The sequence below is a fragment of the Pelorhabdus rhamnosifermentans genome, from assembly GCF_018835585.1.
Lineage (GTDB): Bacteria > Bacillota > Negativicutes > UMGS1260 > UMGS1260 > Pelorhabdus > Pelorhabdus rhamnosifermentans.
Genome location: NZ_JAHGVE010000001.1, coordinates 363,929 through 379,398, shown reverse-complemented (window position 1 = coordinate 379,398; position 15,470 = coordinate 363,929). Strand labels below are relative to the sequence as shown.

The window sequence follows — 15,470 nt, the reverse complement described above, 5'->3', positions numbered from 1 at the left end:
AAGATGTATCAATAGCGCAATTTTAATTGATACTTTCAGTTGGCTTAAGTCCACATTCAACAGCATGTATAAACAACTGATTTTCATTCAAGTTAAAATATTCTTCAATTTTGCTAAAATTCATATCTCCTATTGAACACAATCCGATATTATACATTTCAGCAACTTGAGTTAATGTTGCTACCATAACACCAGTATCTATACTGGCAAAAAAGTACCCCATTCCCAGATATTTAGGCATAGTTACTTCCGCATTATAAATAAAAAAAAGGGAAAAAGCGGAAGATTTAAATATCTTTTTATTATTACGATAATGTGCATTTTCGGAAATAATTCCTTTATCATTTATTAGATAGAGGGCATTTTTGACCGGGTTATAGTAATAAAATCCTTGTTTCAATCTTTCAATCCGATTATGTTTAACATAAATATAAATATCCATTGGATATAGACCACCCGCACTTGCATAAAAATAAGTTATATTACTACCGACTCTATTTTGTTTAAATATTGATAACAAGTTCCCAAAATCTTTGAACAACAGAACTTTTTCATCAAAAATTCTATACGTTCTTCGATTACGTATAACCTTAGGCAATTCTTTATTATTTAGTTGTATCTTGGTCTTTATTGATTGTCCAAGGTTTCTATTTAATTGTATATTTTTGAATTTTTCGTATTCTGCGGGATCAAATAATATATTATTGTTATATTTATTTTTAAATAAACGATTTTGCGGATAATACAATTCCTGCGGCGTTAACAAAGAGCAAACCAAAATTTTTTTTCTTATTAAATCTCTTAGAAAATTTTTTAATTTATTTGTTATATTTTCCGGGAATTTATTAATTAAATCATCTAATGTACAGCCACGTTGTGTATAAAAGTAAAGTTTTGGGAAAAAGCTTATATACTCTTGCGGATATACAAGTGTTTCAATTTTAAGTTCATTATTGATTATGTTCCAATGGACAGAAGGTGACCAGTAATATGTTTTTGAATTTATTTCATTACTCATAGTTTCCTCCGTTTAAATTCATTTGACAATCGCAAGGCTGATATTGAATCTTTAAAGAAAGTTGTCGAGCATAAAAACTATAATGATCCCATAAAATTAGAACATCCCTTAAGTGTACAATTACCTATAAAAGTATAAGGCGGCAGTGAAAATGCAAAAATATGATCCAATGGGGAGGGAACTATACTTATTCCTCTCTACCCCATTTATAAATATTTCTTATCGCTGTTAAAAAAAATATTTACTTTGCGGATGGTAACAGTTCTGCCGTTACGGAATCTTATACTCCTTTTCATGAAGTGACCCATATAAAAAGCCGACACAACCTATTAGTTGTGTCGGCTTCTGTTCTTCAGTCAGCCTACTGATCTATTTTCCAGTTGTCCGCGCTTGTCAAGACGCGAAGTTAAGTTTTCTAAAATAAGTCCTTCTTCGATTTTATGGTTATTAAACAGCCGCCTTATTGTCGGAAAAATAGTCCGAATCAGGGGGCCCTCTCTCACTGTTGATGATTTCAGGCTTACCATAAGCCTTTATGGCAGTTTCTACTATTCGAGTGACGAAGTCAGATTGAAGCGTGTTACTGATAGATCAGCCAACGATAAATCTTGAATACCAATCAATTACCCTATTTTTAACATCAACTATGATAATTCAACATTATGTATTACAAAATCAATTTACCAACATACTATAATTATAAATTATAGGTATGTTATTATTCAATTATTCAAATACGTCATTTTCGTAGAAAATCGGTTATTTTTAAGCAACAACTACACCATAACATATAATGTTATACAATATCACTAATATAATATATTATGCTCTAATTTACATTTTATCTATTTTATGTAAAAAATTTTTAAAATCAAAACCCTAATCCTAACTCAGGGTAATACTGCCAACTTTGGCATCAACATCAGAAGAACGAAACTTACAACTACAGAGTACCTTCCTTTTTAAAACCACCGACTTTAGCCAAAACAGGGCGCGAATCGAGAATTTCTAATTATTAAGTTGAGGAAACCTTCCCTGGGGTTACATTTCGTTTTGCGCTTGACTGGTGGAGGCGAGCAATCACCTTGCAAATCCAACTTTTTCACTGTTTGACCCGATATGCTTGACCCACTATACCATGTAATCCTCTCCCTCTGAGAGGATTATACGTTTTTTGTGAGGATTTTCATCCGATTATTATAGGTAGTTTAGCATCGATTACAACAAAATCAAGCTAGCCCCAGTTTCCTCAAATAATTGTCCATTTAAGTTAGGCATCATAGTATAATAAACCCAATATAGAGACACATAAACAAGGAGGACATCAACCATGGAAGGACCTATTGTAAAACGTTATAGGGGAAATCCAATATTAACAAAAAAAGATGTTCCTTACGCCGTCCACACCGTGCATAACGCCGGAGTAGCAAAATATCAGGAAAAATACTACATGCTGTTTCGTTCTCACCTCGATACAGGACGCTCGATTATTGGATTAGCAGAAAGCAATGACGGGTACTCTTTTACCGTACATGACAAACCTTTTATGACTCCTGCAACAGAGGAAATTTTCAAAGAGTATGAAGCTTTCGGCGTGGAAGATCCTCGGATTTCATGCATAGAAGGTGAATACTACATCACTTACAGTGCTTATTCAAAACATGGAGTTCGAATCGGGTTGGCAAAAACAATAGATTTTAAATCCATAGAACGCATCTCGCTAATCACCGAAGCTGACTACCGCAATGTTGTTCTTTTCCCCGAAAAAATAAACGGTAGATATATACGCCTTGATCGACCACACTCTGAAATTTCTCCCTGGGCAATATGGATTAGTTATTCAAAAGACTTAATCTATTGGGGAGAATCGGAGTTAATCATGATGCCTGTACCCTATCACTGGGATCAAATGAAAATTGGCCCCGGAGCAACGCCCATCAAAACTGACCAAGGTTGGCTTTCTATTTATCACGGTGTCTTTCCCACCATGGATGGAGCAATTTATCGGCTAGGCGTCGCCTTACACAAACTAGATAATCCTGCGATCATTCTCGGAGTCGGCGACAGCTGGATTCTACAACCGGAAGATCCGTGGGAAGTAACAGGATATGTTCATAATGTGATTTTTACCTGTGGAGCTATTCTTGAAGAAAATGGTACTGTTAAAATTTATTGGGGTGCCGCCGATTCTGTCATGTGCGTAGGAACTGCCAAAATAGACGACCTTATAAGTCTTTGCCTAAATCATAACCGACCGGCCCTACCATAAAATAATCTGCTGCTATTTCAATATTTCTTTATACACTTCAATATATTCTTTTACCATTTTTTCCTGTGTAAATCTACATTCGACAGTTTTGCGACAAACTTCGCGTGAAATATTCATGACCTCTTTAATCTTCCCAGCCATTTCCTCTACGCTAGATACAATAAACCCATTAATGCCCTCTTGAATAATTTCAGGCATAGAACCTCTATTAAAGGCAATGACGGGTGTCCCACACGCCATTGCTTCAACTATACTAAGACCAAATGGCTCGTTAAAATGAATTGGATGTAATAATGCATAGGCATTACCTAACACTTTATTTCTTTCCTCAGGACCTACTGATCCAATGTAACAAACCTCATCACTAAGATATGGCTCTACATACTTTTCATAATAAGATTGATCCTGAATAATGCCAGCAATAACGAGTTTCATTTTTGCCATTTTAGCAACTTGTATGGCCTCTCTAGTGCCTTTGTCTGGATGTATTCTGCCAAAATAGACTAAATAATCACCCCATTCTTTGTTTAAGGTAAATTTCTCTATATCTATACCATGGTATACCGTCTTTATATAATCAAGTTCCCCATTTCTATCAGCATTACTGATGGAAACATAGTGTGTTTTTTTATTATATTTTTTATAAACAGGTAGGATTTTCGGCGAAGAAAAGCCATGTATTGTTGTTACCATGGGAGTTTTGATTAGTCCACTATAAGTCAGCGGTAAGAAATCGTAATTATTGTGTATAATGTCAAATTCATTTGCCTGCTCCATGACTTCGGAAATATGCAAAGATTCCCAAACCTTAGCATCCAGCTCACGGTCTTCTTCATAAGGTGCTTTGCATACACTTCGAAGCTTAGCAGTCGTTAGTGAATCGCCAGTAGCATAAAGTGTTACATCAATATTCTCTTTAACAAGTCCTTCTGCCAATAATGAAACTACTCTTTCCCAAGGACCATAATGCCGCGGTGGTGTCCTCCACGCAATTGGTGAAATTATTGCAACTTTCATATTAAAAAATCCCCCACTTCATTAAAAATTTTCTTGGAAACCTCTCCGACTATCTATATTTGATATTATAAGAACTTCGGCAGAGCCAAGAGTGAAGCCTCTATTCATTAACGGCCAAATACCAAAGATGCATTGTTGAATCGGTAGGTCCGTCGGAGAAGTCGAGTCATTGGAACATTTTCAGATGGAAATAGCACCTTAATGCTGATATGCGCGAAATTTAGACATGTAGTCATCATACAGAACAAAGCTCCGGTTAAACAGGACAGTTTAGAAGACCGCCACCGTCGAATTGCCTATATTTAGAAAATGATGTATATGCATATGCTGACCTGCAAATGTTACGTAATTCAGGAATGAGCCAATCAAAAATCGTCAACGATGCTTTAAAGAGCTATATCAGCAAATGAGCAAAACATTAAAGTCAAAATACCCCTTATCCACTTTATTTGTGGATAAGGGGTATTAATTCGCACTGTTACTAATGTTATGGTTCTCCGTATCGAGTTAAACGGCTAATCTAAAAAAATGACTCGCCGGAGCCGCCCCCGCAAGTCATTAATCGAAAGTATTTATGATAATTCACCAATTCATAAATATTGGCGAACACAAATCTAGACACACCATTCAAACGCCAAAAACGGCTATTTGTCCATTACTAGACAAATAGCCATTTCCTATTTTTGTAAAGAAATCCGGATTTAATTGGTGGAGGCGAGGGGAACACCGTCAAAACCAAAGCATTTCATTTTTAGAATGGCAATATGCTGTCAACCGTTAGAATATTTAATACAGGCTTCCCACCATCAAATAAAATACTATTTTGTTAATAGTTTGCAGGACGTTTTCACAAAATATAGTATTATACATTTTATTTTGCAAATAAATAGTCATCGAAACAGTACGAAAGGAGCAAATCAACATGCCAAAAAAGCAACCGCCATACAGAGTAATATCCAAACCGCCAGAGGGTTACGAACTACCCGAATTCTTTTTGGAAGTAATGATTCGTAAGACAATCGAACAAATGCAAAAAGCCGATTAAATTCGGCTGAAATAAAAGTGGACAAGCAGAAGAGCGTACGTTACTGATAAAGCCTCCATCAAAATAGTTGGAGGCTTTTTTGTTGCAAGTACGCATTAAATAAAAAAGCGCAGCCCCTGCTGCGCAATAAAAAATATATATTATTCCCTAGTTCACCTTCAGTATAACTGCGTAAGGTATTAAATACAATATATTTCAAAAAATAGGAAGAAGGACTCATTCCAGCAATCAGCCAGAATGGTCCTCAATTATGCGCTCAAACGTTTTTCTGCAACTGCAGCATACTCTTTTCCTTTTTCAATTCCAATAAATCGCCTTCCAGTATTCTAGCGCGACGCCTTGTGAACCAGATAAAATCCTACAAGTATGCCGATTATATTAGGTAACCACGCAGCTAGAATGGCGGGAATCGTCCCCACCTGCCCTAGTGATGCCATCAGCGTCATAATGGCATAATAAATAAAAATAATAATGATGCTGATTCCTAGTCCAATGGATGAACTCGAACGGTGAGGCTGCACCCCCAACGGCGCACCAATCATAGCAAAAACCAAGCTGGCCATAGGAATCGAAATTCGTTGGTGAAGTTCTACTTCATAATCGCTAGTCGATACATACTGATTGTGAAGTATACTGATTTCTTGCTTAAGTTCTGGAATTGACATTTCCTTCATCTTTTTTTGCCCAAGGGTAATCGCTTTAGGATCTTTATTGAGCGATAAAACCTGTTCCTTAAACTGCACAGCATTTATTTCCGTTGGTCTTTCAGATGAAAAGTCATGAATCGTTCCGTTATGCATTACCCATTTGTTTTCATGCCAATTGGCGCTCTCGGCATTTTCCACCCGAACCAGCTCCCCGTTTCCAAATTCCTGCACCATCAGACCAATCATAGAATTTGTTGCGGCATCATAACGCCTAGCATAAGTCAATCGCTGCACATTTCCTTGCTCAATATCTTTAATAATAATATGTTCTTGCAATTTCGGCTCCGTATTCTTTTCAATTTCATAATATACAAGGTTATCGTACGCTAAATTGGCCTGAGGTACAACCAGTTCATTAAATGCCACAGCAAAAATACTCACACCAAACGCCACACAAAAAACCGGTAGCGTAAGTCGATAGAAACTGATACCACCGGAACGCATGGCCGTAATTTCACTTGATCCAGACAACCGACCGAATGAAAGCAATGAAGCCAGTAGCATGCTCATGGGAAAAGTAAGCACCACAATGCCCGGAAGACTATACACAAAAAGTTTTGTCACCATGAACATCGATGCACCATATTTCGTCATATACCTGGCAAGCCGAAACAGAGTGCCTGTTCCGATAAACAAACTGGAAAAAACCGCAATGCCGAAAATAAATGTGCCAAGTAACTCTCGAAGAATATACTTATCAAGTATCCGCATAAAATTCTCCTACAAACTAACATTTTCACCCAGAGTAGGTTGAATTTTTTTATTAAATCCCAAATCTATCATAAGTAATAGCAAACCACTATAACACACCAATTCCGCTAACTCTTCAAACAGCTCCCCGTTTGGTCCAAAAATCCCAAAACTATAATGCTCGACCATTGTGGCAACAATTCCAGCACTAAATGCGATTAACAATTCCAAGAGCGGTATAGTTCCATGATGTATCCAATTTCGTATTTCTGTTATTAATCCATAATTTAATAATCCCAAAATAGTAATAATAAGCTCACAGGCTATGAAAAAATGAACATACGAACCGTACCAAAGATTGGTTAATTTAATAAAATGTCCTGTTGAATCGACGTAAAGAACCCGCCCCCAGCTTAATTCTCTACCAATTGCAGTCATCCAAATAGGCGTTGACCACAAAAACAATTTACGACTGACTAACGTACCTATCCCGTAAATTCTTGCCATGATAGTGGTTAAACACACAAAACTTAATATAATTACTTGCGTCCATTCTATTGGACTATTCTCTTCTCCCCACGAAGCCGGCAAAACTATACCGCCGATTAAAGCAATACCAAGAACAATCAATAAAACCAAAGTACACGTTGTCAGCCGTAAATAGGCAAATTTTTCTAACATATAGACACACCTTCCATGCTTAACCTATAGCAACTGACTATACAGTCAGTTGCTATATTCCATATAATACCACATTAATAATATTTACACAAGTTTTAAGCTATCATAATATATTTTCTGGTAGCTAAACAATAAATCCCTACCCCGGCCTAAACCGAGATAGGGAATTCTGTGTCTATGGGCATATTCTCCGTACACCCATAGATAAATCGGAGGCAGATAGATTAATTCCGCATATTTAATATAACAATGAAACATTTGAAATTCATTTTATTTTAAAGAGTTAGGAGGAAAGGCTCATTCCCCAGTATCTGAACTGTCTCCTTTAAGTGGGGGAGCATATCAATCTGCCGAAGAATGAGCCTTCTTTGTTTCAATGCCGAGGTAGAAGTCCCGGCATTAAAAAGGTGTGAAGATGTTGTAAATCTTCAGATTTATTTTAACAATATTATATTTGATACCCATTTTAAAACAATAGGAAAAAAATCCTAGTAAAAATAATAAAACCTCTTGGAACAAAAAATCCCGCCCCTAGCATTACGCTAAGAGCGGGATTTATATTATAACGGCACCATCAACCTGGCACCAACAGTTATTTCGTAAGCGGCATAACATCGAAGCTGATGATCTTTTCAAAAGCTAAATACTCTTTACTCCCTTGAATACCAATATTTTTGTTTAACGAATAGCTTGCCGTATCCGTACTTGAATGATGATTGTACCAGTTAACAAAACCATCAATTTCTGTAGCAGACAATTGAAATTCTCGATCACTCGAATCAATCATGGTGACTTGCAACAGTACATTTCCATCCGAAGAAGGAGGCGTCACTTGTTTTGCTGGTGTTGCAGACGCTTCATTCGAATTAGCGCTTTCACCATCGGCATTTACGGCTGTTACCACATAATAGTAGGTGGTGCCGTTTGTTACGGCTGTATCTACATAATTACTAGTCGATACATTTGCACCTACGGTAGTATATGGGCCGCCTGCTGTAGTCGCATGTTTGACGTTGTAGCCAGTTGCACCGGTTACTTCTGCCCATGAAAGCGATACTTGGGAATCTCCTGCGGTGGCAACGAGGTTGGTTGGGACATTTACCATTGTCCCTGGTGAATAAGGTGCCGTTGGAGGAGTAAAGTCTGATGTCCATCGGGCAATACCCTTAGATATACGGAGTTCATCTATATAACCTTGATAATAATAAGATGCTCCCCCACTTCCTATAAATGTTGCTCCTGTGACGTTAGCAATTGATAAAGTAGATGTCCAAGTACTTATTAAACTTCCATTTTGAAAAGTATAAAAAGTATTTCCTTTACGTACTGCGGCATAGTGAGTCCAATTGTTTAAAATAACCGTTCCCATTGATTTATAGTCAGCAATATCCCAGGCACTGTTATTAGACGATAATAAGCAACGTACGATATTAAATGTACACAATCCAAAAGCAAATGTTTGTGTTGTACCAGTTATAATGAATGTTTGATCCGTTGATAATGTTCTATACTCCCACCAATCAACAGTGAAGTCTCCAGTACCGAAGTCAAAATCTGTACTACTAGGTGTAGTTAAGTATTGGTTTGTACCATTTAAATATAATGAGCTACCCCCAAATTTACTTTGGGCTGTACTCACAGCCGCCCCGCCTCTAGCAGTCCATACTTTTCCGCTTTCGTCTGTAATGCCTCCATCAAAATGTAATAATGATACTGTATATTTGTCATCTGCTGCCATTTTATTACCTCCAAATATTTTTTTGAAACCGACATATCCACGGACCTCTTATTTCAAGTGTGTGTATCCTGTATATCGGCTTTCACTTATATACATTCATGCCAGTATCTTTTTTAAACGGGTTAAACCACATTTTCGCAAATTAAATACAGCCTGCGGTGTAATCCCCAATTCATGGGCATATTCCGTCAGGCTGTATCCTAAAACTATTGTTTTTACTATCGCTTGCCGCTGTTTAATTGTCAGTTCGCTCAACACCTTACAAAGTCTTTCCCGTAATAGCTTTAACTCTACTACTTCGGCTACATCTTCATAATCTGGTCGTGATTCAAAACAGCTTTCAATGTTTTCATTATTAGCATATCGCTGTTCCTTTTTAATCTTATTCCATACGGCGTATTTAACACGACTTTCAACGTATCCCGGCAATCGCACCCCTTTGTCTTTGTCATATGTTGCAAACGCTTCAACAACTGCCAGCCATGCTTCAGCTTTTTCATCGTCTGATTTATTCCAAGAACTCACGGGGACGGTTCTCCAGAGTCTAATAGTCCTATTAATGTCACAACTAATAATTTACCATACAAATACAAAGTTCCTGCAAATTATTAGAACATTCTGCAGGAACTTCGACTATTATTGTATCTACTTATATTACAAAGTTATTTTTCGCCGTTACCAGTGATACGGTTCTCCGTATCGGGTATAACAGCGAAAACAAGTCTATTTTCATAATAACTAAAGCCTTCCACCGAGCGTATGCTTGATTCTTAAATGGACAATATACTGTTTTTACCCGTATTAATGCCACTTTGCTTAAGAATTCCTTCTATTTTTTTTAGATTTTGACCATCTATTAAATATTGTTCATTTACATCTTCAAAAAATATAAATAAATCCTTATTCAACAATGCATCATATGAATCAAGTAAAGTTTCTATAAATATAGGATTATTATTAATATCATAATTACGGTTATCATTACCATTTATCCATCCATATAATTTCTTATGCCTTTCATAGAAGATATCTTGATAATCAATAACGAAAAATACATTACTTTGTATAATGGCAGTTTTAGATGCCAATCCAGCTTCAATTAAGATTCTTCGTAGTAATTGTTCTTTTTCACCACTCATCGAAGATAACTGACTATTATTATCATAAGGAAAACTACTAGCATATATAGCCGTGACGAATCCTTTACCAACAAACTGGTCAAAATGCATATTAGGATCATAGGTATTTGCATTTCTAAAAATTATTGGAATTAATTTTACATTTTCCCCCTTTTCTTTTATAGAATAGAATCGTAAAACATAAATGTTTTCAATGCTATTAATTTCTTGACCTTCATTATATAATTCTTTAAATCTTATTTCGCCAAAACGCTCATCTTTTTGCGTAGAATCCGACCATTTAAAAGAAGGTTGATTTTGTAGCTTTGCTACACGAGCCTGTTCTTCAGTATATATGGCTTGATCTTTAGTATATGTACTTGTCACGTGACCAATGTACCCCAGCACTATCAATGATAAAATTTGTACTATTAAATTACCTATTGCAATACTTTTCTCAAATTTCGTCATTTATAAACTTACTCTCCCATATCATAATTTTGCTATTACAACGCAAGCAGTCTACCTGTTCGCGCGAGTAAAACCTTCTCATCAATTGCGCCATGCCTAACAAATTAGAAACACGATTTTGTTCCATCTAGCTTCGAAGCAATTAAACTAAAGTCATAATCTTTAATATTATTTTTCTCACGAATTTCATCAATCATTTGTGTCAGAATGCAGAGGGGACGAAGACACGGTGACGGCAGACCGTGTGAAAAAGGCCGCCATATTTCACTGTAAAATGACTTATACCAAACCAGAATTGAAATTATCCAACGCTGAGTGATACTAGAATATAAAAAAACGAGAACCAGCCCTTGTTTACGCCATGGCGGATTCTCGTTTTTCCCGTAGTCGTTTAAGGATTTCTTTCGGTCCCAATATATTTATGGCTCGCTTAAGGTTAATAAGCCAAAAAGGACAAAGAAATCTCCCCTCTGCCCGATAGCTTCTGCCTGGCCAGAAAGTAGTACGCACCCCAGCCTCGTTTTTTGTGCCAAAGACATGCTCTATAATCATTTGTCTCAGCTGATATTTGTCCTTGTTTATTTCAGTCTGTAGATCAATAGTATCTAAAAAATCCTGATCGACATGGCGGCAGATACTGCGCCCTTTTTGGCATCTAGTGCAGCGTTCTTTATACTGGCAAGAACTACATGCCTCGTAATTTCTGTAATCATACCCATAGACTCCTCTATCTTTGCTGATTCGTTTTCTAGCATAATAAAGCTCTTTACCTGGCTGAGCGCATCATAGCGAAATCTATCAGCATAGAAATCTCTATACATACTCGTCGATAATGCGAACGAGATTATCTTCATGAATTTAGTCGTCAAAACTTTCAGGGAACAGATATGTTTGATTACGTTCTTCACCCTTTATATAGCCCATACATCTACCTGCTTCTTACTTTATTCATATCTATATTTTATCATATTTGGTGTTTTATGTAACTAAATAAAAGAAGTTTTTCACACGGTCTGCCGTCCCTCTGCTCCCTTTAAATTAAACGCCAAAACTATGAAAAACAACGTATATGGATACACGGAAGTAAAGTAATCATCTTTTTTCGGTAATGTCATATCCACTTGCATCATTTTCGCTCTTTTCATAAGCGTTATTGATGTATTTTTGCGGATTGGACAAAAACGTGTCTTCTTCAATATACTCAATATATGAACCATTTAACCATTCATAAGTCTGACACTCCTCGCAATGCCATTTGGGTGGCTTTGAGTTAAAATGATTTTTATGGATAATAGGATACAACTTATCGTCTTTATAATTAATAACCGATTTATCATGGCAGTTTGTAAGATGATTTACAAGCCACTCGTATCCTCCATCAACTTTCATAATGACTCCAACCACACCATTTGTGTGAGATGTTCTATTCTTGCGTGTGATGTTTTTAAGACAGTATTCCATTTCCCAATCAATCCACTCACTCTTTTTCATATTGGGAGAAAGAATTACAATTGTAACTGATGTATCGTACATCATATCAGTTAAATTCTTTTTTATATTTTCAGTTGAGGTATCTGTTAGGTCTGGAGAGTCGCTGGTTTCCCCTTTATAATAAGTAGCATTGTCACCTAATGCTTCGATAATTCTATCACGCAATATTTTTGCTTCGCTGTATTTATAAGATATAAAAGTTTTATGTGACATAATTATCTCCTCCTTATATAATTTAAAACAAATTAACAAATGAATTAATTAAAAGAAATAAGACTGTTGAAATTATAGGAAGATAAAGTGGAAATAATGTTTTTGTAAACATAATTTTCACAACTGAAGGTTCTACTTTACAATTACCATTACTGTTATGTATCCACATTTCTGTGTTATAAGGATTCAAGTCATAGCAGAATGAGTCGTTTTTTAATCTATTGCAAATAACCCATTCATATTTCCAACGATATAATTTTTCCATCTTCAAAAAAAAACCATCTAAATACCAAAAACATCCACAAGCAACTAATCCAACAATACAAAGTATTTTGATATTAAAAGTCTTTGGTAATAATGCGAGTACAACCGCTATTAATGTTATTAACCATCCTTTTACCAAAAATGAGTTATTTGCCATTCTCGTAATGCAAGCTTGTATAAGGTCAATTTCCTTATTTAATATTTCTCTTCTAATTTCTTCAGTCATTCTTAACCCCCTCTTCCCGAGTAAGAGCACTATTAACTATCACCAATAGTCTACTCTATTATTTAAAGTATATAGTCACATTTTTACTAATCCGTTATATTTACTTGAATTATATCACATTTGAGGAATATCTACCCAAAAATTGCACCAACTATATACTAATAGCAAATAAAAAAATTTTCACCATCTATAGGCTACTCCTTGGAGTCTTATTTGACTAATCCTAAATACCAAAAACGGCTATCTGTCCATTACTAGACAAATAGCCGTTTCCTATTATTGTAAAAAAATCCGGATTTACATGGTGGAGGCGAGGGGAATCGAACCCCTGTCCAAAGATATCGCTACATAAAATTCTCCGAGCGCAGCTTGTGATTTAAATTTCGCAACCTTGACGCCCACAAACAAGCTTCTTAGTCGCTATCTCGATAAAGTTTTCCAGTCGGCTCTCCGAGAATTGAGCTTCAGGTATCCCGCTATATGACGTCCATCCCCGGATCACGGGAAAATCTAGAGTGAACGTTAGCATTAAGCTGCTAAAGCGTAATCTTCGTTTGCGTTTAAATGTTTCCCACCGTGTTGACGGGCTGATGGAATCCCGGCTCGCTATCTATGCCACAACTACCCCTGTCGAAACCAGTGCGCCCCCATGATAGGGACTTGATGGTTTGCAATTGAAGACCGTAACTTCTTTATATTATATCATAACAAAGAATGATTCGCAATTTCCAAGTTATTACTTCACTAGTTACGACTTTTGCCGATCTCGCAGCGCACGGTCTATTTCCCGCTTGGAATCACGTTCGGCCATATCCTGACGCTTATCATAATCCTTTTTACCTGTTGCCAATCCGATCTGGACCTTAGCTCTGCCACGAGTAAAATAAATTTTAAGTGGAACAAGAGTGTAACCTTTGCCTTGTGTCTGACCAAGTAACTTCGTAATCTCTTTTTTGTGCATTAAGAGCTTGCGCGTTCTAAGTGGTTCTTGATTAAAACGATTGCCTTGATCATAGGGACTAATATGTACATTATGCAACATCATTTCGGCATTTTCAATTCGAGCAAAACTATCTCTGAGATTCGCCTTGCCAGCACGAAGTGATTTCACTTCCGTCCCTGTTAGCACCATCCCCGCTTCATAGCTTTCATGAATAAAATAATCATGCCTTGCTTTGCGATTTTCAGCAACAACTTTAATTCCACTTTTAACTTGCACAGCCCACACCTCACTCTTGCGTATCCTTTATCATATACTAAATTTCCATTTACGTCAATAGTCTGTCCATGAAACCAAGCTGTGGCCCCTCTCTCGAGCCATCGAATAAAAGATTGAACTCCCTATTTAAAAAGCTATGGCTAAAGTCGTCCCGAATCGATTCCTATTCGTCGATGCACCATTGGAACTAGAAGAATTAATTTTATCATAGTGAAAATCACTCACACTCCAACTAACATTTTTATCAAATTTATGCTTGAAAGAAACAAGGTAGCCTTTGGTGTTCGTATTCGGACTCGTTGTCATACAACCAGCATTGTAATCATTGATACTCGTTTGATCTTCCACACGATAATAACCAAGCCCAAAAGTATTCTTCGAATCTGTTGAATAACTTAGTTGCGCAATATGCGCTTGATTATCTTTCTTCATACTCGACAGTAAATATTCAGCTGAAATAGTCAACTTATCAGATAAAGGGTAAGAACCATAGACACTATAATAATTCACACTGCTTCTGCCCCCCATATAGGCATTCGTCGTATCCTTGCCATAATCAGCATGTACAATCATCGCGCCTACGCTTGCCTTATCCTTCATTGCATAACTTCCTTGAACAGCATAAAATTTATCATTTTCCAAACTTCCTTGATAATTCGTCTGCGCAGCCACCACATTGACATCTATCTTTCCAACCTTACCATCCATCGTGAGCGCATAAGGCAAAGAATGCTTGCCAATATAACCATTGTCATAAACAAGACCGCCCCCCAGTGTTAACGACTGCAATCCCAGCTTATAAGTATATCCGGCATGGTTGTATTTCAACCCGTATTCATCAATGGCTCCATGGTAATTACGATCAACATAATTATCCGTACCGAAATTTCCATAGCGACTGCTAAAAGCTTCATATGTTGCACGAGCATAGAGAGCGAAATTTTCATTCAACTTTTGATCCATATTCAATAAAAAGAGCGTTTTAAATCCATTTCGGGTAATGTCCGGCGCCCCCTGTGGATATTGTTCATCGCGTTGAATACGATAATGGAACAAGATACTGCCACTGATTTGTAAATCCTGACTGGCATCAGCTGCCGCAAAACCAGTGCTGGTTGCCAAAAGAATTGAGCTAATCAGGCAGTTCATCATGAATTTTTTTCTCATCTGTTCCTCCTCTATTTTACTTTCTTATCATCCTTAAAGGCATTTTGCACACACAAGCTATTTGAAATTAAGGGAATGGCCGCTTTTTTATAAAAAGCAGCCAAAACAATATCGCTCAGACGTGTATCATAAAAGC

The 15,470-nt window shown here is 36.7% G+C and carries 14 protein-coding genes and 1 other RNA gene; 2 read left to right on the top strand and 13 right to left on the bottom strand.

Annotation, left to right across the window (positions count from 1 at the left end; all coding sequences use genetic code 11):
- Positions 1 to 22 precede the first annotated feature (22 nt).
- Positions 23 to 1,018: a SagB/ThcOx family dehydrogenase gene (locus Ga0466249_RS01835; protein WP_215827727.1), complete on the bottom strand. Its 996-nt coding sequence runs from the start codon at positions 1,016 to 1,018 to the stop codon at positions 23 to 25.
- Positions 1,019 to 2,348: 1,330 nt separating this feature from the next.
- Between Ga0466249_RS01835 and Ga0466249_RS01830 the strand changes: the two genes are divergently transcribed.
- Positions 2,349 to 3,287: a glycoside hydrolase family 130 protein gene (locus Ga0466249_RS01830; RefSeq protein WP_215827726.1), complete on the top strand. Its 939-nt coding sequence runs from the start codon at positions 2,349 to 2,351 to the stop codon at positions 3,285 to 3,287.
- 12 nt (positions 3,288 to 3,299) lie between these two features.
- Here the strand turns inward: Ga0466249_RS01830 and Ga0466249_RS01825 are convergent, their stop codons facing one another.
- A complete protein-coding gene (locus Ga0466249_RS01825) occupies positions 3,300 to 4,304 on the bottom strand; it encodes a glycosyltransferase family 4 protein (RefSeq protein ID WP_215827725.1) in 1,005 nt (334 codons plus the stop codon).
- A gap of 922 nt (positions 4,305 to 5,226) precedes the next feature.
- On the opposite strand from Ga0466249_RS01825, the gene Ga0466249_RS26955 reads away from it, so the two are divergent.
- Positions 5,227 to 5,349, top strand: a complete 123-nt coding sequence (locus tag Ga0466249_RS26955; protein WP_281422554.1) for a hypothetical protein — start codon at positions 5,227 to 5,229, stop codon at positions 5,347 to 5,349.
- A gap of 326 nt (positions 5,350 to 5,675) precedes the next feature.
- On the opposite strand, the gene Ga0466249_RS01820 is transcribed toward Ga0466249_RS26955, so the two are convergent.
- The 11 genes from Ga0466249_RS01820 to Ga0466249_RS01770 form a co-directional block, all read right to left on the bottom strand.
- Complete coding sequence (locus Ga0466249_RS01820; protein WP_215827724.1) at positions 5,676 to 6,767, bottom strand: LptF/LptG family permease; 1,092 nt, start codon at positions 6,765 to 6,767, stop codon at positions 5,676 to 5,678.
- A gap of 9 nt (positions 6,768 to 6,776) precedes the next feature.
- Complete coding sequence (locus Ga0466249_RS01815; protein WP_215827723.1) at positions 6,777 to 7,427, bottom strand: hypothetical protein; 651 nt, start codon at positions 7,425 to 7,427, stop codon at positions 6,777 to 6,779.
- A 592-nt stretch (positions 7,428 to 8,019) separates the two neighbouring features.
- Complete coding sequence (locus Ga0466249_RS01810) at positions 8,020 to 9,165, bottom strand: LamG domain-containing protein (RefSeq protein WP_215827722.1); 1,146 nt, start codon at positions 9,163 to 9,165, stop codon at positions 8,020 to 8,022.
- 96 nt (positions 9,166 to 9,261) lie between these two features.
- Positions 9,262 to 9,690, bottom strand: a complete 429-nt coding sequence (locus tag Ga0466249_RS01805; protein WP_215827721.1) for an RNA polymerase sigma factor — start codon at positions 9,688 to 9,690, stop codon at positions 9,262 to 9,264.
- Between the two features lie 245 nt (positions 9,691 to 9,935).
- Positions 9,936 to 10,754 carry a hypothetical protein gene (locus tag Ga0466249_RS01800; RefSeq protein WP_215827720.1) on the bottom strand — a complete coding sequence of 273 codons (819 nt, stop codon included), beginning with the start codon at positions 10,752 to 10,754 and terminating at the stop codon, positions 9,936 to 9,938.
- 354 nt (positions 10,755 to 11,108) lie between these two features.
- Positions 11,109 to 11,495: a transposase gene (locus Ga0466249_RS27680; RefSeq protein ID WP_215827989.1), complete on the bottom strand. Its 387-nt coding sequence runs from the start codon at positions 11,493 to 11,495 to the stop codon at positions 11,109 to 11,111.
- Between the two features lie 351 nt (positions 11,496 to 11,846).
- Positions 11,847 to 12,458, bottom strand: a complete 612-nt coding sequence (locus Ga0466249_RS01790; protein WP_215827719.1) for a TIR domain-containing protein — start codon at positions 12,456 to 12,458, stop codon at positions 11,847 to 11,849.
- A gap of 22 nt (positions 12,459 to 12,480) precedes the next feature.
- Positions 12,481 to 12,948 carry a hypothetical protein gene (locus Ga0466249_RS01785; RefSeq protein ID WP_215827718.1) on the bottom strand — a complete coding sequence of 156 codons (468 nt, stop codon included), beginning with the start codon at positions 12,946 to 12,948 and terminating at the stop codon, positions 12,481 to 12,483.
- Between the two features lie 302 nt (positions 12,949 to 13,250).
- Positions 13,251 to 13,597, bottom strand: a transfer-messenger RNA (tmRNA) gene (gene ssrA / locus Ga0466249_RS01780).
- Positions 13,598 to 13,696: 99 nt separating this feature from the next.
- A complete protein-coding gene (gene smpB / locus Ga0466249_RS01775; RefSeq protein WP_215827717.1) occupies positions 13,697 to 14,167 on the bottom strand; it encodes an SsrA-binding protein SmpB in 471 nt (156 codons plus the stop codon).
- A 126-nt stretch (positions 14,168 to 14,293) separates the two neighbouring features.
- A complete protein-coding gene (locus Ga0466249_RS01770; protein ID WP_215827716.1) occupies positions 14,294 to 15,334 on the bottom strand; it encodes a hypothetical protein in 1,041 nt (346 codons plus the stop codon).
- Positions 15,335 to 15,470 lie beyond the last annotated feature (136 nt).

Coding starts and splice junctions, on each gene's coding strand:
- Ga0466249_RS01835 (WP_215827727.1), bottom strand. CDS start 1,018: ATGAGTAATGAAATAAATTCAAAAACATATTACTGGTCACCTTCTGTC.
- Ga0466249_RS01830 (WP_215827726.1), top strand. CDS start 2,349: ATGGAAGGACCTATTGTAAAACGTTATAGGGGAAATCCAATATTAACA.
- Ga0466249_RS01825 (WP_215827725.1), bottom strand. CDS start 4,304: ATGAAAGTTGCAATAATTTCACCAATTGCGTGGAGGACACCACCGCGG.
- Ga0466249_RS26955 (WP_281422554.1), top strand. CDS start 5,227: ATGCCAAAAAAGCAACCGCCATACAGAGTAATATCCAAACCGCCAGAG.
- Ga0466249_RS01820 (WP_215827724.1), bottom strand. CDS start 6,767: ATGCGGATACTTGATAAGTATATTCTTCGAGAGTTACTTGGCACATTT.
- Ga0466249_RS01815 (WP_215827723.1), bottom strand. CDS start 7,427: ATGTTAGAAAAATTTGCCTATTTACGGCTGACAACGTGTACTTTGGTT.
- Ga0466249_RS01810 (WP_215827722.1), bottom strand. CDS start 9,165: ATGGCAGCAGATGACAAATATACAGTATCATTATTACATTTTGATGGA.
- Ga0466249_RS01800 (WP_215827720.1), bottom strand. CDS start 10,754: ATGACGAAATTTGAGAAAAGTATTGCAATAGGTAATTTAATAGTACAA.
- Ga0466249_RS01790 (WP_215827719.1), bottom strand. CDS start 12,458: ATGTCACATAAAACTTTTATATCTTATAAATACAGCGAAGCAAAAATA.
- Ga0466249_RS01785 (WP_215827718.1), bottom strand. CDS start 12,948: ATGACTGAAGAAATTAGAAGAGAAATATTAAATAAGGAAATTGACCTT.
- Ga0466249_RS01770 (WP_215827716.1), bottom strand. CDS start 15,334: ATGAGAAAAAAATTCATGATGAACTGCCTGATTAGCTCAATTCTTTTG.